The organism is Halocalculus aciditolerans, from assembly GCF_014647475.1.
Taxonomy (GTDB): domain Archaea; phylum Halobacteriota; class Halobacteria; order Halobacteriales; family Halobacteriaceae; genus Halocalculus; species Halocalculus aciditolerans.
Map to the genome: position 1 here is coordinate 448,729 of NZ_BMPG01000002.1, position 17,403 is coordinate 466,131.

General features: G+C 68.5%; 21 protein-coding genes. 10 read left to right on the plus strand and 11 right to left on the minus strand.

The window, feature by feature from the left end; all coding sequences use genetic code 11:
* Positions 1 to 4 precede the first annotated feature (4 nt).
* On the plus strand, positions 5 to 1,147 hold the full coding sequence (locus IEY26_RS08885; RefSeq protein WP_188978059.1) for an acyl-CoA dehydrogenase: 1,143 nt from the start codon (positions 5 to 7) through the stop codon (positions 1,145 to 1,147).
* A 63-nt stretch (positions 1,148 to 1,210) separates the two neighbouring features.
* On the opposite strand, the gene IEY26_RS08890 is transcribed toward IEY26_RS08885, so the two are convergent.
* Both IEY26_RS08890 and IEY26_RS08895 read right to left on the minus strand, forming a co-directional pair.
* On the minus strand, positions 1,211 to 1,555 hold the full coding sequence (locus tag IEY26_RS08890; RefSeq protein WP_188978060.1) for a hypothetical protein: 345 nt from the start codon (positions 1,553 to 1,555) through the stop codon (positions 1,211 to 1,213).
* A complete protein-coding gene (locus tag IEY26_RS08895; protein WP_188978062.1) occupies positions 1,552 to 1,725 on the minus strand; it encodes a hypothetical protein in 174 nt (57 codons plus the stop codon). The genes IEY26_RS08890 and IEY26_RS08895 overlap by 4 nt, the downstream gene beginning before the upstream one ends.
* Before the next feature lie 45 nt (positions 1,726 to 1,770).
* Between IEY26_RS08895 and IEY26_RS08900 the strand changes: the two genes are divergently transcribed.
* From IEY26_RS08900 to IEY26_RS08915, 4 genes are all read left to right on the plus strand, one after another.
* Entirely contained in the window at positions 1,771 to 2,355 is a 585-nt protein-coding gene (locus IEY26_RS08900; protein WP_188978064.1) for an LOG family protein, read from the plus strand.
* A gap of 73 nt (positions 2,356 to 2,428) precedes the next feature.
* Positions 2,429 to 2,707: a DUF7111 family protein gene (locus IEY26_RS08905; RefSeq protein ID WP_188978066.1), complete on the plus strand. Its 279-nt coding sequence runs from the start codon at positions 2,429 to 2,431 to the stop codon at positions 2,705 to 2,707.
* Positions 2,708 to 2,945: 238 nt separating this feature from the next.
* Positions 2,946 to 4,112: a thiolase domain-containing protein gene (locus IEY26_RS08910; protein ID WP_188978068.1), complete on the plus strand. Its 1,167-nt coding sequence runs from the start codon at positions 2,946 to 2,948 to the stop codon at positions 4,110 to 4,112.
* On the plus strand, positions 4,112 to 4,531 hold the full coding sequence (locus tag IEY26_RS08915) for a Zn-ribbon domain-containing OB-fold protein (protein WP_188978070.1): 420 nt from the start codon (positions 4,112 to 4,114) through the stop codon (positions 4,529 to 4,531). Before IEY26_RS08910 ends, IEY26_RS08915 begins: the two co-directional genes overlap by 1 nt.
* On the opposite strand, the gene IEY26_RS08920 is transcribed toward IEY26_RS08915, so the two are convergent.
* The 6 genes from IEY26_RS08920 to IEY26_RS08945 form a co-directional block, all read right to left on the minus strand.
* Positions 4,508 to 5,467 (minus strand): alpha/beta fold hydrolase, encoded by a 960-nt coding sequence (locus IEY26_RS08920; protein WP_188978072.1) that lies wholly within the window; start codon positions 5,465 to 5,467, stop codon positions 4,508 to 4,510. The two genes, IEY26_RS08915 and IEY26_RS08920, sit on opposite strands and share 24 nt — an antisense overlap.
* Before the next feature lie 25 nt (positions 5,468 to 5,492).
* Entirely contained in the window at positions 5,493 to 6,485 is a 993-nt protein-coding gene (gene meaB, locus IEY26_RS08925) for a methylmalonyl Co-A mutase-associated GTPase MeaB (protein WP_188978073.1), read from the minus strand.
* The gene (locus IEY26_RS08930) at positions 6,486 to 6,896 is read right to left on the minus strand and encodes a cobalamin B12-binding domain-containing protein (protein ID WP_188978075.1); all 411 of its coding nucleotides are present in this window, start codon (positions 6,894 to 6,896) and stop codon (positions 6,486 to 6,488) included.
* An 88-nt stretch (positions 6,897 to 6,984) separates the two neighbouring features.
* Positions 6,985 to 7,425: a universal stress protein gene (locus tag IEY26_RS08935; protein ID WP_188978077.1), complete on the minus strand. Its 441-nt coding sequence runs from the start codon at positions 7,423 to 7,425 to the stop codon at positions 6,985 to 6,987.
* Positions 7,426 to 7,473: 48 nt separating this feature from the next.
* A complete protein-coding gene (gene coaBC / locus IEY26_RS08940; RefSeq protein WP_188978079.1) occupies positions 7,474 to 8,634 on the minus strand; it encodes a bifunctional phosphopantothenoylcysteine decarboxylase/phosphopantothenate--cysteine ligase CoaBC in 1,161 nt (386 codons plus the stop codon).
* Positions 8,635 to 8,872: 238 nt separating this feature from the next.
* Positions 8,873 to 9,613, minus strand: a complete 741-nt coding sequence (locus tag IEY26_RS08945) for an NAD(P)/FAD-dependent oxidoreductase (protein ID WP_188978081.1) — start codon at positions 9,611 to 9,613, stop codon at positions 8,873 to 8,875.
* A gap of 96 nt (positions 9,614 to 9,709) precedes the next feature.
* Here IEY26_RS08945 and IEY26_RS08950 point away from each other — a divergent pair, with 96 nt between their 5' ends.
* Positions 9,710 to 10,249, plus strand: coding sequence for an SRPBCC family protein (locus tag IEY26_RS08950; protein WP_188978083.1), 540 nt, complete (start codon positions 9,710 to 9,712; stop codon positions 10,247 to 10,249).
* Positions 10,250 to 10,948: 699 nt separating this feature from the next.
* On the opposite strand, the gene IEY26_RS08955 is transcribed toward IEY26_RS08950, so the two are convergent.
* On the minus strand, positions 10,949 to 12,001 hold the full coding sequence (locus tag IEY26_RS08955; RefSeq protein ID WP_188978085.1) for a M42 family metallopeptidase: 1,053 nt from the start codon (positions 11,999 to 12,001) through the stop codon (positions 10,949 to 10,951).
* A gap of 70 nt (positions 12,002 to 12,071) precedes the next feature.
* Positions 12,072 to 13,142: a polyprenyl synthetase family protein gene (locus IEY26_RS08960; RefSeq protein WP_188978087.1), complete on the minus strand. Its 1,071-nt coding sequence runs from the start codon at positions 13,140 to 13,142 to the stop codon at positions 12,072 to 12,074.
* Positions 13,143 to 13,245: 103 nt separating this feature from the next.
* Here IEY26_RS08960 and IEY26_RS08965 point away from each other — a divergent pair, with 103 nt between their 5' ends.
* The 4 genes from IEY26_RS08965 (at position 13,246) to IEY26_RS08980 (ending at position 16,437) form a co-directional block, all read left to right on the plus strand.
* A complete protein-coding gene (locus tag IEY26_RS08965; protein ID WP_188978089.1) occupies positions 13,246 to 13,509 on the plus strand; it encodes an MTH865 family protein in 264 nt (87 codons plus the stop codon).
* 105 nt (positions 13,510 to 13,614) lie between these two features.
* Positions 13,615 to 14,175, plus strand: a complete 561-nt coding sequence (cysE, locus tag IEY26_RS08970) for a serine O-acetyltransferase (RefSeq protein WP_188978091.1) — start codon at positions 13,615 to 13,617, stop codon at positions 14,173 to 14,175.
* Between the two features lie 96 nt (positions 14,176 to 14,271).
* Complete coding sequence (locus IEY26_RS08975; RefSeq protein ID WP_188978093.1) at positions 14,272 to 15,579, plus strand: M28 family peptidase; 1,308 nt, start codon at positions 14,272 to 14,274, stop codon at positions 15,577 to 15,579.
* A gap of 138 nt (positions 15,580 to 15,717) precedes the next feature.
* Positions 15,718 to 16,437, plus strand: a complete 720-nt coding sequence (locus IEY26_RS08980) for an NAD(+)/NADH kinase (RefSeq protein WP_188978095.1) — start codon at positions 15,718 to 15,720, stop codon at positions 16,435 to 16,437.
* 262 nt (positions 16,438 to 16,699) lie between these two features.
* Here IEY26_RS08980 and nth read toward each other — a convergent pair whose 3' ends face one another.
* A complete protein-coding gene (nth, locus tag IEY26_RS08985) occupies positions 16,700 to 17,383 on the minus strand; it encodes an endonuclease III (protein WP_188978097.1) in 684 nt (227 codons plus the stop codon).
* Between the last annotated feature and the right edge of the window lie 20 nt (positions 17,384 to 17,403).

The following is a 17,403-nucleotide window of genomic DNA, read 5'->3' on the forward strand; positions in this document are numbered from 1 at the left end:
GCGTATGGATTTCAGTCTCTCCGCGGAGCAGCGCCAGATTCAGGAGATGGTGTCGGAGTTCGTGGACGAGGAGGTGAAGCCGCGGGCGGCGGAGATCGACGAGACGGACGAGTTCCCCCGCGACCTCGTCGACGACCTCGGGGAGCTGGGGCTGATGGGGATGCCGTTCCCTGAGGAGTACGACGGGGCGGGGCTCGACTACCACTCGTACGCGCTGGCGCTCGCGGAAATCGCGCGGGGGAGCGGCGGGCTCGGGACCGTCGTCGCCGCGCACACGAGCCTGGCGGGGAACATGGTCTACCACTACGGGAGTGACGAACAGAAGCAGACGTATCTCGCGCCGATGAACACGGGCGAGGACGTCGGGGCGTTCGCGCTCTCCGAGCCGGGCGCGGGGAGCGACGTGCCGGCGATGGAGACGACCGCCGAGAAGGATGGCGACGAGTACGTCGTGAACGGCGGGAAGCTGTGGATTTCGAACGGGAGCGTCGCGGACACGGTGACGGTGTTCGCGAAGACCGACCCGGACGCGGGAAGCAGGGGCATCTCCTCGTTCGTCGTGCGCCCCGACGAGGACGACGGCTTCCACGTCGAGGGGACGGAGGACAAACTCGGGGACAAGGGGTGTCCGACGGCCGAACTCCGCTTCGACGACGTGCGGATTCCCGAGAGCCGGTTACTCGGCGAGGAGGGCGAGGGGTTCAAGCAGGCGCTGGAGACGCTGAACGGCGGGCGCATCACCATCGCGGCGCGCTCCATCGGCCTCGCGAAGGCCGCGCGCGACGACGCCCTCGCGTACGCGCAGGACCGCGAGCAGTTCGACCAGCCCATCAGCGACTTCCAGGCCATCCAGCACAAGCTCGCGGACATGGACACGAAGATTCAGGCCGCAGAGCTCCTGATGCACAAGGCCGCCGACCTGAAAATCAGGGGGGAAGACTTCGTCAAGGAGGCCGCGCAGGCGAAGCTCTACGCGAGCGAAATCTCGCGGGAAGTCACGAACGAGGGCATCCAGATTCACGGCGGCTACGGCTACACGACGGATTTCGACGTCGAGCGCTACTACCGCGACGCCAAGCTGAACGAGATCTACGAGGGCACGAGCGAAGTGCTCCGGAACACCATCGCCCGCCAGCTCCTCGACTGACCGGCGCTGGAGGAACGAGCGGACGACCGGTTCGCCCCTCGCGGTTCTCCCGGCGGATTCCCGTTAGGCGGTGAGCGAGCGGGCGAAGGGGAGCCAGTGGCCGCGCGTGGCGACGCCGACGGCGAGCAGGAGGGACACGACCACGAGGGTTTGCAGCCGTCTGCGGGGGTCTCCGCCCGACCAGCCGTAGGCGAGGAGGGCGTAGGGGACGGGGAAGAGCGCGGCGGCGAGTGGGTCGGTCGTGGCCCGGTCATAGAGCCCCAGCGCGGTGTAGAGGGCGAGGGCTAGCAGTCCCGTGAGGAAGCACGCGATCATCTCCCAGCGGAACTCTCGAACGTTCAATTCGGTGTCGAGTTCGGCGGTGAGTGTGATACGTGTATCGGTCGCAGGAGTCTCCGTGCTTTTCACGGCGGCGTCGATATCGGCGTCTCGATGGGGTGCTCCGCGCGTCTGTCGGCTATCGCGTTGCGCTCGCCGCGGGCGTGATACTCGAAGTCGGCGGCCCTTGCGGGCTGCTCGCAGTCGCCGCGGCCCTCGTCTGCTTCTTCCTCGTCGTCTTCGCCGCGGTGATTCGCCAATGCGGGCTTCGACGCGTTTACCTCGCGGCGAGCGAACGTCGAGGCATGGATGCGCTCTGCGTGTACTGCGGGTCGAGTCCCGGCGCGGACCCGGCGTACGTCGAGGCGGCGCGCGAACTGGGCGGCGCGCTCGCCGAGCGGGATATCGCGCTCGTCTACGGCGGCGGGAGCGTCGGAATGATGGGCGCGGTCGCGGACGCTGTCGTCGACGGCGGCGGCGACGCCTACGGCGTCATCCCCGAAGCGCTCGACGACAAAGAGCACGCCCATCCGGGCCTCACCGAACTCGACGTCGTCGAATCGATGCACGCCCGGAAAGCCCGGATGGCCGAACGCGCCGACGGCTTCGCCGCCCTCCCCGGCGGCTTCGGCACGCTCGAAGAAATCGTCGAAGTCGTCACGTGGGCGCAACTCGGCTTCCACGCGAACCCCTGTGGCTTCCTCAACGTCGAGGGCTACTTCGACGACCTCCTCGCCTTCTTCGACCACCAGACCGACGAGGGCTTCATCGCCGACGACCACCGCGACATGGTCCTCGTCGCCGACACCGTTCCCGAACTCCTCGACGACTTCGACGCTTACCGCTCACCCGTCACCGAATCCTACGTCGACGACATCGAACAGACCTAACGCGTGAAGGCCGAACCGGCTGGCGCTCGGCTCGTACCGATACCTTCGACTGTCGGGGCCGAGAACTCCGGGTATGTCTGACGCGGAGACCGCGGACGCGAACGGTATCACGGCGCGTTACTACGAGACGGCGGAGGAACGCGTGTTAGAGTTCGAGGGGGAGCGCGCGACGGCGGCAATCGCGCAGAACCGCGAGGGGTACGCGATGCTCAAAGTCCGGCCGACCGCCGACGGCGACGAGCTCGAACGCTACTACGGGTTCGATATGGCGCTCGACCACGCGGCGGAGCTGCTCGGCGTCTCGCCGAACGACCTCCCGGTTCCCGAGGCCGCCGCCGACATGGGGATGTAGCGACGGCGGACGCGACGGGCTCGATGCGGCGGCTTCGACTGCCGGTGATCTCTCAGTGCTTTCCGCTTATTCTCACGGCTGAGAATGTTCCCGGCAGTCAGTGGTTCGACGCGTGACGAATCACTGGTCGACAGGTGTGAGCGGGCGTGTCGGGTAGTTGGTCGGTTCTCGCGCGTTCTCGTCGGACGCGACGGCCGTATCCGGCGGTCTTTTCACGACGGTCGTCTAACCTCCGTGTATGACGAACGTTCGTGTTGCCGGCGTGGGGCTGACGCACTTCGGGAGTCACCCGGAGCGCACCAGCCGAGACCTGTTCGCGGAGGCGGGAGCCGTCGCACTGGAGGACGCGGGAGTGCCGCGAGAAGACGTCGAGAGCGTCTTCTACGGGAACTTCATGGGTGAAGTCGCAGAGCACCAAGGACATACGGGCCCGCTCGCCGCGGAGGCGCTCGGCGTGCGCGCGCCGGCGACGCGCTACGAGTCGGCGTGTGCGTCTTCCGGCGTGGCGCTCCGACAGGCAGTGAAAGACGTGCGGAACGGCGAGGCGGACGTGCTCGTCGTCGGCGGCGCAGAGCGCATGAGTCACGTCGGCACGGACGAGACGACGGAGGGGCTCGCCATCGCCGCGGACGACCTCTACGAGGTCCGCGCGGGCCTCACCTTCCCCGGCGCGTACGGCCTGATGGCGCGCGCGTACTTCGAGGAGCACGGCGGGAGTCGGGAGGACCTCGCGCACATCGCGGTGAAGAACCACGCGAACGCCGTCGGGAACGAGCACGCGCAGTACCAGAAGGAAATCACGGTCGAGCAGGCGCTCGACTCGCCGACCGTCGCCTCCCCGCTCCACCTCTACGACGCCTGCCCCATCACGGACGGCGCGAGCGCGGCCGTGCTCGTGAGCGACGACTACGCCGACGAACACGACCTCGACGCGCCCGTCGCCGTCACCGGGACGGGGCAGGGCGGGGACATGATGGCGCTCCAGGACCGCGCGTCGATGGCGGCGTCGCCCGCCGCGGACGACGCGGCCGCGGAAGCCTACGACGACGCCGGCATCGACGCCGACGACGTCGACCTCGCCGAAGTCCACGACTGTTTTACTATTGCCGAAGTCCTCGCCGTCGAATCACTCGGGTTCGCCGAGCGCGGCGACGGCATCACCGCCGCCCGCGAGGGCGAGACGAGGAAGGACGGCCGAATCCCCGTGAACCTCTCCGGCGGGCTGAAGGCCAAGGGCCACCCGGTCGGCGCGACGGGCGTGAGCCAGCTCGCCGAAGTGACGAGCCTCCTCCGCGGCGACCACCACAACAGTGACGCCGTCTCCGGGGCGCGTGTCGGCGTCGCGCACAACGCCGGCGGCACGGTCGCGTCTGCCACCGTCCACGTGCTGGAGGTGCTCGACTGATGGCGCGGGACGCCGGCTACGACGACTTCCTCGACGCGCTCGCGGACGGCACAGGCTACTACCTCGCCTGCGAGAACGACCACGGAAGCCTGCCGCCGCGCCGCGTCTGCCCGCGCTGCGGCGGCGACCTCCGCGAGGAACCCCTCCCGGAGACGGGCGACGTCGCCTCGTACACGGAGGTTCACGTGGCGACGCCGTCGTTCGTCGACGACGCCCCCTACGTGACTGCGGTCGTCGACTTCGGTCCGGTGAACCTCACCGGCATCCTGCGTGGCGTCGACGCGGACGACGTCGAGACGGGCATGACTGTCACTGTCGGCGTCGACGGCGGCGCGAGCGCAGAAGGCGAAGCGGGCGGGGACGGGGGAGAGACAGGAGACGCAGAGACGGAGCGGTCAGTCGTCTTCGAGCCGCGGTAGGTCGGCGGCGAGCGCTTCGAGGACGATTTCGGGGTGTTCTGCGTGCGGGCGGCGTCGGGATTCGTCGAGGACGACGAGTCGGGCGTCGGCGTCCTCTGCGAGCGTGCGGCCGGCGGCGAGCGGCGGCGTTCGCGCTTCGCGCCCCCAGACGAGGGTGACGGGACAGTCGACGGCCGCGAGTTCGCTCCCGAGGTCGACGACGGGGTCGAGGCGGCCGCCGAAGAGGGCGGCGGGCGCGTACTGCGCGCCGGCCTGATGAGCGGTCCGCCACTGGTACTCGACGACGCCCGCGCCGACGTCCTGCGGGTGGTAGTAGTCGTCGCGCTGGTCGAGATACTCCAGTGCGGGCTTCGAGACGAGGGCGTTGAACAGTCCGTGGCCGACGACGGGCGTTCGGAGGACGGATTCGAGCCACGGCCGGTCGACGGCGGTGTCGGCGGTCGGGCAGACGAGACAGAGGCGGTCGACGGCCGCGCCGCCCGCGGCGTCGTCGCCGCCCCGTCCCGCGGCCATCGCGGCGTACGCGCCGGTGAGACCGGACGCGAGGACGGTGGGGTTCTCGACGACGGCGTCGGCGAAGTCGCCGACGAACTGGACGTAGCGCTCCGCGTCGTAGGTGACGTCCGGGCGGTCGCTCCGGCCGAACCCGGGGAGGTCGGGAGCGACGACGTGGTAGCGCTCGCTCAACGCGTCGAAGACGCCGCGGAACTCGTGGGCGGACGCCGCAGGCGAGAGGCCGTGGAGGAGGAGGACGTCGGGGTCGTCAGCGTCGCCGGCTTCGGTGTACGCGACGTCGAACCCGCGCCAGCGGTGGACGCGCTGGCGGCCGTCGAGCGGCGGGCCGAGATGGCCGGCGCGGCGTTCGAGCAGTCGGTTCGCGACGCCCGTCGCGGCGAGTCCGCCCGCCGTCGCGGCGAGCGCGTTCCGGAGGTTCATGTCGAAATCGACGACGGGCGAACGGTTAGTCGTTGTGACGGCCGTCGGACTCGTCGGTGACGGCTTCGAAGGGGTCGAGGAGGTCGTCGACGACCGAGTACGGGTCGGTCTCGCGCGCGACGACGGAATCCACGAACTCCTCGATGCCGCCCTTGCGTTCGAGTTCGCGCTCGGCGAGCCGGGAGAGGTCGTTCCGGAGGAGGCGGCGGATCTCCTCGGCCGTCCGCCGGCGCTCGCGCGCCTCGCGCTCGCCAGTCTCGTCGAGCCACGCCGCGTGGTCGTCGAACGTCTCCACGAGCCCCGCGACGCCCTCGTCGGTCTTCGCCACCGTCTCGACGATTTCGGGCTCCCAGTCGTCGGGGCCCTCCGACTCGCGCATCTCCAGCATCCCGCGGAGCTCCTGCACCGTCTTATCGCTCCCGGCGAGGTCGGCTTTGTTCACGACGAAGACGTCGCCGATTTCGAGGATGCCGGCTTTGAGCATCTGGACGTCGTCGCCGCTGCTGGGCGGGACGAGGACGGCGACGGTGTCGGCGGTGCGGACGATGTCGATCTCGTTCTGGCCCGCGCCGACGGTCTCGATGATGACTTTGTCCTTGCCGAAGGCGTCGAGCGCGCGGACGGCGTCGCCGGTGGCGGTGGAGAGCCCGCCGAGGCTGCCGCGCGCGCTCATCGATCGGAAGAAGACGTCCATGTCGCCGACGTTCGACGCCATGCGGATGCGGTCGCCGAGCACCGCGCCGCCGGAGAAGGGACTCGAGGGGTCGACGGCGATGACGCCGACCGTCTCGCCGCGGTCGCGGTAGCGCTTTGCGAGTTTGTCCACGAGCGTGGATTTCCCAGCGCCCGGGCTGCCGGTGATGCCGATGACGTCGGCGGTCCCGGTGTGCGCGTAGAGCGCGGAGACGAGGTCGCGGTAGCCCTCGCTTCGGTTCTCGATTTTCGTGATGACGCGCGCGAGCGCTCTGTGCTTCCCGGCGAGCAGGTCGTCGATGAGTTCGGGGTCCGCGTCAGCCATCTAGCGTGGTTTCACGTTGTTGCGGACGAACTCGATAGTCTCTTCCATCGGCGTGCCCGGCCCGAAGATGCCGTCGACGCCGGCGTCTTCGAGGCGCTCGCGGTCCTCTTCGGGGATGATGCCGCCGACGAGGACGAGCGTGTCGTGGAGCGCGCCGTACTCCTCGAGGCCCGCCATGACTTTCGGGACGAGCGTGTTGTGCGCGCCGGAGAGGATGGAGATGCCGACGACGTCGACGTCCTCTTGCACCGCCGCCTGGACGATTTCGTCCGGGGATTTGTGGAGGCCGGAGTAGATGACTTCGAAGCCCGCGTCGCGGAACGCACGGGAGATGACGTGTGCGCCGCGGTCGTGGCCGTCGAGGCCGACCTTCGCGACGAGACAGCGGATCTTCCGGTCGGAGTCGCTCATAGCTAAGAAGAGACCGACGCCGGCTTTCACTCTAACGGAAGATAATTACAGTGGACTTGAGCTACTACAACGAGGTTTGAACGAACGTCTACTGTTCGCCGGGTTCCTCGTCCAGATGCACAGTGAGCACGGGAACGCGTGCGCTCCGGACGACGCGCTCCGTCGTACTCCCGAGGAGGAGGCGGCTAACGCCACCCCTCCCGTGCGTCCCCATCACGACCAGGTCGATCTCGTGGTCGTCGACGTAGTCGAGAATCTCGACGTGCGGCGTACCGAGGAGGAGTTCCGTCTCGACGTAGAGCCCCTTCCCGACCGCGCGGTCACGGACGTCTTCGAGGATGCGCTCGCCGGCGTCCGTGAGTTCGTCCTCGACGCGGCCGGCGTTCGCCGACACCGGGATGGCGTCCGGGTCGACGACGTGCACCACGTGTAGTTCCGCGTCGTTCTGCTTCGCGATGTGCATCGCGTGCTCGACGGCCTGGTCGGCGACCGCGCTCCCGTCGGTCGGTACGAGGACAGAGTCGTACATACTCGACGAGTCACCCGGCCGACTTATGGAGCTATCGGCGCGTCCGCCTCAGGTGTCGTCGAGCGTCTCGACGAGCTCGTCCGCGACGCGGAATCCGAGGCCGTCTTTGCTCCCCGCGAACTCGTCGGCGCTTCGGGCTTTCACGACGAGCGCGCGCGTCTCGACCGATCCCATGACGCTCGCGTCGTTCGCGACGACGAAGGCGAGGTCGACGCGGTTTCTGAGGTCCCGCGCCTGCTGAATCATCTCGTCGTCGTCCCCCGACGTCTCGGCCTTGAAGCCGACCATCGCTAGGTCCGGGTGCGCCTCGCGCACGGTGTCGAGGAGTTTCGGCGTCGGTTCGAGGTCGAGCGTCACCGGCTCCCCGGAGCGGATTTTCTCCGTCGCCGCGTCGACGGTGAAGTCACTGATGGCGGCGGCCGACACGAGCGCGTCCGCGCCCTCGACGGCGTCCTCGACCGCGGCGAGCATCTCCGCGCCCGTCTCGACCTGCTCGACGGTCGCGTACGGCACGTCGCCGTCGTCGTGAACGAGTGTGACGGCCGCGCCGCGCACGTAGCACGCGCGAGCGACCGCACGCCCCGTCTTTCCGGACGCCCGGTTAGTCAGGACGCGCACCGGGTCCACCGGCTCGCTCGTCGCGCCGGACGTGACGACGATCTCTTCGCCCGCCAGCGGCCGGTCGCCGACGGCGCGCGCGACGTCGAGACAGATGGCGTCCTCCGTCGCAATCTTCGCCTTCCCTTCTTCGACTCGGGGGTCGACGAAGTCGACGCCCCACTCCTCGACGCGCGCGATGCTGTCGAGGACGCCGGGGTGGTCGTACATCGGCTCGTGCATCGCGGGGGCGACGACGACCGGTATGTCCGTGCCGAGCGCCGTCGTCGCGCAGGTCGTCGGCGGCGTGTCGTCGATCGCTCCTGCCACCTTCCCGACCGTGTTCGCCGTCGCGGGCGCGAGCAGGAGCACGTCCCCCCAGCCCTCGCGGCCGCAGAGCTCGACGTGCTCGACGCGCCCCGTAATCTCCGTGACGACGGGGTTGTCGGTCGCGAACTGCACGGCCCACGGGTCGACGATATCCTGCGCGGCCGGCGACATGACGGCGCGCACGTCCGCGCCGCGGCGGCGGAGTTCGTGCGCGAGCTCCACGACCTTCACGGCCGCGATGCTCCCCGACACGCCGAGCACGACGTTCACTCCTTCGAGCATTCACTCGCGAGTGCGGGGGGCGACGGCTTAAATTGCGGCGATGAAGCGTCAGCTTTCGATAGGTGCGAACGGGCGGCCGCCGGCGGGGTCGAATCAGTCGGTCGACGCGCGGCCGCACAACCGCGAACCGTCGACCGGTGAACGCTACGTCACACGCCGCACTCGCCGCGTCATCTCGTAAAAAGGCTCGCGAGCGGTGGGCGTCGGTCGGTGGGGTACGCGGTCAGTCGATTCGTCGTCAGTCGTCGTCTTCGACGCTCGGGTGTTGCGTCGGCTCCTCCGGGTGTGGCTCCGCGAAGTACTCGCGCATGACCTCGCGGGATTCCGCTTCGCGCTCGCGGCGTTCCCCCTCGTCGATCTCCTCACAGCCCGGCGGGACGTCGCGCCCGCGGCCGGTGAAGTAGCCCTCGGGGGCGACCCAGTCGTGGTAGAAGGGGACATCGGCGTCTTCGAGTATCGTGACGCCGACTTCGCCGCCGTGGCCGAGCGCGACGACGGCCTGATGGGGTTTCCCGGCGAGGCGGCCGGCGACGTAGAGCCCCGGGACGCCGGTGCGTCCGCGGTCGTCGACGTCGACGTGGACTTTCGAGCCGTGTTGGAGGCGGTCGATGTCGAGTCCGTCGAGGTAGTCGGGGTTCGACTTCGTCGCGGCGACGACGACATCGGCCTCGTAGGCGTCGCCGCCGGCGGTTTCGAGCGTGAAGACGCCTGATTCGTCGTCGCGCGCCACGGCCGTGACCTCGGCTTCCTCGCGGACTGCGCCGGCGCGCTCGACCTGGTCTTCGAGCATGTCGAGGAAGAGCCGGGAGTTCACGCCCGCGGGGAAGCCGGGGACGTTCTCCAGGTGGGCGTTCCGCCGGAGGATGGGTTCCGGGGCGTTCAGCACGGTGGTTTCGACGTCGTGTCGCGCGGTGTAGGTCGCGGCCGTGAGGCCGGCGGGGCCGCCGCCGACCACGACGACGCGCGGAGTCTCGGGCATACTCGACGGTAGCAGGGAGGCGAGTAAAAGGCCGCCGGTCGGCGCAGTCGACGGGCGAGCCGACAGTATAAGGGTCGTCGCCGCGGACTCTCGGGTGTGCAGACAGTCGAGGTCACGACGGTAATTTTCGCGCCGCCCGCCCGAGTGTACGAGTTCCTCCTCGACTTTCCCGGCTACGCGGGCTACTCGGAGCACCTCCGGTCGGTCGAGGAGCGCGGCGACGGCGGCCCCGGCACCGAGTACGCCCTCACGTTCGCGTGGTGGAAGCTCGACTACACCGCCCACACCGAAGTCACCGAGGTCGAGCCGCCACACCGCATCGCGTGGAGAGTCACCGAGGACCTGAACGCCCGCGGGGGGTGGCAGCTCGCGGGCGCGAGCGACGAAGCCCCCGAGGGCGTCGACGCCGCGACCCGCGTCACGCTCCGCGTCGAGTACCGCCCGAAATCCTTCGAGAGCGCCAGCGTCTCGCTCCCGCCGCTCGTCTCGCCGAGCTGGGTGCTCGGCAAACTCACGGGCCTCCTCGTCGACGAAGGCCGACAGGTCGTCGAGAACGTCACCGCCGACTTAGAGGGCGACCGCCGACACGTCCCCATCGAGGTCCGCGTCGACGGCGACGTCGTCTACGACGAGTGAGTGACCGACCTGATAGTCAGAGACTCGTTCCGTCGGTCCGACCGCTCATCGATGTTGAGGGAATTCTATGTGTTGCTGGGTTGTACTCTTCGAGTATTGCGGAATCAGACCATTGACGAGAGGGCGCGAGAGTCCAGCCCCAATACGTTGCACGCTCCCAGAATCGGTGAGACACTACTCGCTGTCGTCCTTCTCGTGATACTCACAGCGTTCTTCAATCAGGCGTGGGATTCGATACTCTTGGTTCTCCTCGGGATGGTAGCGATGACGGCCTCCCGAATCAATCGCCTCCGTACTTACTGGCGGTCGGTCCCCAAGCTAATCGGAGTTGCTTCTCTGCTCGCGATCATGTACTACCTCGCAAGTCGATTTCCGCACCAGACACTGAATCTACTTCTGGGTATCTTGTCCGCGACCGTGCTTCTCGCTCTGAGCCAACTCGTCCTCCCGAGTCGAGTTATCCACTGATCCACCTCACTGGTCGTTTCGGCGATGATACCCTGGTTTCGAAGCGATTCGGAGGGGAGCCGATTCAAGCCGCCGGAGCGCCTTCGGCGACACCGAGTCAACCGGAAGAAGATACGCGAACGGCGGCGTTCGCGACGGGGTCGAATCTGAAGTCTCTCGCTCGACCGGTACGATCGCGAGCGGGAGAGGTGAAAGCCGCGACCGACTGGCGGTCGCGGCTAGCGGCGGGCGTTATAAGGTGTAGTCGTGCTCGCCGGTTTCGGTGTCGAGAACGGCGGTGAGGAGGTCGATGGCGGCGTCGACGTCGTCGGTGTTCGCGGCTTCAGTGACGGTGTGCATGTAGCGGAGGGGGATGCTGATTGCGCCGACGGGTTTCGCGCCGTGGGTGTTCTGGAAGCCGGCGGTGTCGGTGCCGCCGGCGGGGAGGACCTCCATCTGGTAGGGGATGTCTTCGGTTTCGGCGACGGAGCGCATGCGGCGGTGGACTTTCGGGTTGGTGATGACGCTGCCGTCTTTGAGTTTGATCGCCGCGCCGTCGCCGAGGTCGGTGACGGCTTTCGCGTCGCTGCCGATCTGGGGGATGTCGTTGGCGACGGTGACGTCGAGGGCGACGGCGAGGTCGGGGTCGAGGTCGACGCCGAGCGCTTTCGCGCCGCGGAGGCCGACTTCCTCCTGCACTGTTGCCGCGAAGTGGATGGTGACGTCCGGGTCGACGCGCTTCGCCGCTTCGAGCATCGTGAAGAGGCAGATGCGGTCGTCCATCGACTTGCCCGTTACTAGGTCGCCGACGCGCTCGGTCTCCTGGGACATCGTGACGATGTCGCCGACCGCGACTCTCTCCTGGACGGTCTCGCCGGAGAGCCCGAGGTCGACGTAGACGTCCTCGACTTCGTCCTTCTTCTCCCGGTCTTCTTCCTTCTGCGTGTGCGGCGGCGGGGAGCCGATGACGCCGGGGAGGTCGCCCTCGCTGGCGTGGACGGTGACGCGCTGCGCGCGGAGGACGCGAGGGTCCCAGCCGCCGAGCGCGTCCACCTGCACGAAGCCGTCATCAGTAACGTGTTTCACCATGAAGCCGATCTCGTCCATGTGGGCGGCGACGGCGACCTCGTAGTCGGGGTTCTCGGAGCCCTCGATTGTGCCGACGACGTTCCCCATCGCGTCCGTGCGGACGTCGTCGGCGACGCCGTCGAACTCGCGGCGAACGATGTCGCGGATTCGGTCCTCGTAGCCGGGCGCGCCCTGTGCTTCCGTGAGTTCCTTCAGGAGGTCGTAGTCAAAACTCATCGTACGTCGACTGAGTGCGGCGGTTACTTAACGGTTCGAACTCCGCACGCGGGTTGCCGGTAGGTCGCGGTCAGGCGTCGCGCTCGACGACGAACCGCGCGAACTCGTCCATCTGCGCGCGGGCGTCGTCGCTGAGCGGGACGTCGTCGAGGTGCGCGCGCGCCTCGGCGGAGAGCCGATACGCCTCCTCGCGGGCGTAGTCGACGCCGTCAGTCGCTTGGATGACGTCGATGGCTTCGAGGACGTCGGCTTCGGTGGAGGCGGGGTCGGCGAGGATTCCTTCGAGGCGGCGGGCGCGCTCGGGGTCGGCGTGCGCGACGGCGTGCACGGTCATCAGCGTCTTCTTCCCCTCGTGGATGTCGTTCCCGAACGCCTTCCCGAAGTCGCCCGCTCGGTCGGCGTCGATGGTGTGTTCCACGTCGAGGATGTCGTCGCCGATCTGGAAGGCGATGCAGACTTTCTCCATGTACCGCGCGAGCGCTTCTTCGACCTGCTCGTCGTGGCCGGTGACGATGGCGGCGAGGCGGCCGACGATGCGGCCGAGGCTCCCCGTCTTGCACGCGCACATCTCCATGTAGGCGTCTTCGGTGATGTCGACGGCGTCGTCGTTGTGCCAGCGGATGTCCATCCCCTGCCCGAGGTGCGTGCGGTTCAGCTCGTACGTCAGCATCTCGTAGATGCGGAGGCGCGCCGCGGGGTCGAGGTCGGCGGGGTTCCGGCTGATGATCTTCAGCGGGATGAAGTAGAGGGCGTTCCCGGCGTTGAGCGCGACGTCCGTGCCGTAGCGGTGGTGGACGGCTTCCTCGCCGCGGCGCATCGTCGCCTCGTCCTCCACGTCGTCCACGACGATGGTGCCGTTGTGGAGGATTTCGGGAATCGTCGCGTACGGCAGGAGTTCGGCGGGGTCGCCGCCGAGGCCGTCGGCGAGCACGAGGAAGGCGACGGCGCGCCAGCGCTTCCCGCCTCTGTCGAGGAGGTCCCAGACGGGAGTCGACAGCGCGTCGTCGATTGCGGCTTCGTCGTACTCGTAGTGCGCCGCGCCGAAGAACTCGGCCAGGTAGTCGGCGTCGAGGTCCCGCGGGAGGACGCGTTCGATCTCCCGGTCAATCTCCGGCCGCCACTCGGCGAGGGCCTCTCGCATACCCTCTCTGTCGGGCACCGGCGGGGAAAAACCTTCAGTTCGCCGCCCCGAGCGGACCTCGTGTCCCGCAACCTTTACCCCCTCCCCGCGAGCAGAACCCGGTATGCCAAGCGAAGCCGAAGCCGAACTCCGGAAGCAGCTCACCGACGCCTTCGAGAACGCCGACTACCCCGTGAAGAACCAGATGGCGCTCGTCCCCGCGCTCCCCCGCGGTCCGGCGACGAAGTTCGAAGCCGGCGGGAAATCCTACACGGCGATGGAGCTCGCGACGAAACTCTCCGGCCGCGCCGACTTCCCCTACGCGGACGTCGAGTCCCTCGTCGACGACATCATCGGCGGCCTGAAAGACGAAGGCGACCTCGAATAGCTCCTCTCCTGCTGCTGCTCTGCGTTCCCGCGGTGCGTGTGTGCGTGTCACGTCGTCGTCGGCGAGTGCGTAGACCTTTACTCGCGGCCGCCGAACGCACGGGTGATGTTTAGTCGCGTGCGCGAGGACGTTCGAACGGCGATGGAGAAGGACCCGGCCGCCCGCCACCCCGTGGAGGTCCTCCTCTGTTACCCCGGCCTGCACGCGGTCTGGCTCCACCGCCTCGCCCACCCGCTCTCCGAGCGCGGGCACGTCATCCTCGCACGCCTCGTCTCGCACTTCGCGCGCTTCCTCACCGGCGTCGAAATCCACCCCGGCGCGGAAATCGGCCGGCGGTTCTTCATCGACCACGGCGACGGCGTCGTCATCGGCGAAACCGCCGAAATCGGCGACGACGTGATGATGTACCACGGCGTGACGCTCGGCGGCGACTCGATGAAGCGGGAGAAACGCCACCCGACGGTCGAAGACGGCGCGACCATCGGGACGGGCGCGACCGTGCTCGGCCCCATCACCATCGGCCGGGAGGCGAAAGTCGGCGCGGCGTCCGTCGTCCTCGACTCCGTGCCCGCGCACTGCACGGCCATCGGGAACCCCGCGGAGCTCGTCGGCGACTGCGTCGGCGAGCTCGGTGACACCGAGACCGAGCTCGACGCCGACATCTAAGGACGCCCGGTTCGCTGGTCGGCACTCGTTCGTTCACAGTCGGCAATCCACTCCCCCGTTCGCAACTATTACCCGCGTCCTCCGTGCACTCCGAGTATGGTAGATTGGATCGGTGAGACGTTCCGGAGCGACGTCGGCTGGGCGCACTTGGAGACGCTCGTCGACATCGGCGACCGGATGGCAGGGACGGACGGCGAGCGCGAGGCCGCCGAGGCGACGCGGGACGCGCTCGGCGAGTACGCGCGGAACGCGCGCCTCGACGAGTTCGACCTGCAGGGGTGGGAGCGGGAGATGAGCGAGATTCTCGCGGGCGGCGAGCCTCAGGACTGTATCGCGCTTCCGCGGAGTCCGACGGGCACGGCGGCCGGGGAGTTCGTCGACCTCGGGTACGGTCTCCCGGAGGACTTCGAGAACGCCGACGTCGAGGGGAAGGTCGTGATGGTCGCGTCGGACGTGCCGGGCTGGTTCGACCGCTACATCCACCGCCGCGAGAAGTACTACCACGCGGTGGAGGCGGGCGCGGCCGCGTTCGTCTACAAGAACCACGTCGAGGGCTGCCTGCCGCCCACCGGGAGCGTCGGGAACGAGGAGAACCCCATCGGCGACATCCCCGCCGTCGGCGTCTCTTCGGAGGTCGGCGCGCGCCTCGCGCGGCGCTGGGAGGGCGACGAGGTGACGGTGGAGACGGCCGCAGAGACGTACGAGGCGACGAGCCAGAACGTCCACGCGGAACTCGGCCCCGACACGGAAGAGGAAGTCCTCGTCACTTCGCACGTCGACGCGCACGACATCGCGGAGGGCGCGATGGACAACGGCGCGGGCACGGCGATGGTCGTGGAGGTCGCACGCGTCCTCGCGGAGCGCGAGGCGGAACTCGACACGAAGGTCCACTTCATCTGTTTCGGCGCGGAGGAGGTCGGTCTCGTCGGGGCCGCCTACGACGCCGCGAACCGCGATCTCGACGCCGTGAAGACGGTGCTCAACTTCGACGGCGTGACGCAGGGACGCACGCTCTCCTTCACGAGCCACCGGTTCGACGCGCTCGTCGACGCCGCCGAATCCCTGGGGAGCGACTTCGGCCACCCCGTCTCGGTGACGCCGGAGATGGGGCCGCACTCCGACCACTGGGAGTACACGAAGTGGGGCGTCCCCGGCTACCACGTCGCCAGCGACACCGGAGGGAGCGGCCGCGGGTGGGGGCACACGTTCGCCGACACCCTCGACAAGCTCGAAGTCCGCGACTTCCGCGAGCAAGCGATTCTCCTCGCGGAGCTCGCCGTCCGCCTCGCCGACGACGGCTTCACCGTCGCGCACGCCAGCCCCGAGGACATCGCCGCCGGCCTCGAACGCGACGACCAAGCGAAGGGCATGCAGATCACTGGCGACTGGCCCTACGACGACTAACAGCTGCGAGGACGAGCGGTCCGTTTGCTGAGTTTCCGCGCTCGGATGGCTGCGGCCGAGGGCAGTCGCGTCAACGCCGAGTGCGGGTCGGCGGTGAGCCATACGGATTTTTCATCGTGGGGTGAGTCGCGTCGGGTAATGGATAGAGTCGCGGTCGTCGGCGAGGGCTCGGGGGAGGCCGTCGCGCTCGTCGAGGACCACGGTGCGTCGGGGCGTGCGGTGGACGCCGGGGCGGTCGGTTCGTACGACGCGGCGGTCGCGCTCGGCGAGGAGGCGCTGTTGGACGTCGTGCACGCGGACGCCGCGACGCCCGTCCTCCCGGTGGGCGCGGGCCGCGGCTACGAGGGCGTGCCGCGCGAGAGCCTCCCGCAGGCCGTCGCGGCGCTCGTCGAGGGCGACACGGGAACGCGAGAGCGCGCGACGCTGACCGTGTCCGCCGGCGACTCGTCGTACCGCGCGCTCGCGGACGTGATGCTCGTGACGGCGGAGGTCGCAGAGATCTCCGAGTACGGCGTTCACACGCGGAACGCGACCGTCGACGAAGTGCGCGCGGACGGCCTCCTCGTCGCGACGCCGACCGGGAGCCGCGGGTACAACGCCGCCGCCGACGGCCCGGTCGTCGAACCGGGCGCGCCCGTCGTCTCCGTCGTCCCCATCGCCCCCTTCCGCATCGACCACACCGACTGGGTGCTCTCCCCGCCCCTCGACCTCACCATCGAACGCGACGAAACGCCCGTCACCCTCCTCGTCGACCGCGACGACGTCGGCCCGCTCGACCCCGATACGCCCGTCCACGTCGAAGCCGGGCGGCCCGTCGAGCTTCTCACGACCGGGGAGTCACGCGGGTTTTACGAGTAACGCGGTTCGGAGCGAGCGCCGAAGGCGCGAGTGAGAACCGCGAGAAGGCGAACGGCGAAGCCGTGAGCCAGCGCGAAGCGAGCGAGAACCGCGAGAAGGCGAACGGGGAGCCTGCGACCCGTGAGCGAGCGCAGCGAGTGAGAACCGCGAGAAGGCGAACGGCGAAGCCGTGAGTCAGCGCGACAGAGGAACACCGCTCTCGACGGCTAGGAGCCGCGAGAAGGCGAGGTGCCGAACGGGAGCGAGAGAGCGTTCGCGGTCGTTACCAGGCGCTGCCGTCGGCGAGGTCGGTGTCGTGGTCGAGTTTGCTGGAGGGGCAGATGTCTTCGAGGACGCAGTCCGAACAATCTGGGTTGCGGGCGGTGCAGGTGTCGCGGCCGTGGCTGATGAGCCAGTGGGTGTACTCCTTCCAGTGTTCTTCGGGGACGACGCTCATCAGGTCGGTTTCGATTTTCTCGGGGCGTTCTTCCTCTGTTATGCCGAGTCGGCGGCTGATGCGTTGGACGTGGGTGTCGACGACGATTCCCTCGGTTATGTCGTGGCCGTGTTGGAGGACGACGTTCGCGGTCTTCCGCCCGACGCCGGGGAGGTCGGTGAGTTCGCTCATGGTGTCGGGGACCTCGCCGTCGTGTTCGGCGATGATTTGCTCGCAGGCGTCGTGGATGTAGCCGGCCTTCGAGTTGTAGTAGGTGATGGAGTCGATGTCGTCGGCGATGTCGTCGACGTCGGCGTTCGCGTAGTCCTCGGCGGAGTGGTACTTCTCGAAGAGGTCCGCGGTGACCTTGTTCACGCGCTCGTCGGTGCACTGCGCGGAGAGGACGACGGCGATGAGGAGCTCTAACCTCGTGTCGAAGTTCAGCGAGATTTCGGGTTCGGGGTAGACGCCTTCGAGGCGGTCGATGACCTCGACGACCTGTTGCTCGCGGGAGTCGAGTGGTTCGCCCATAGGGGAGACGCCACGCGCGC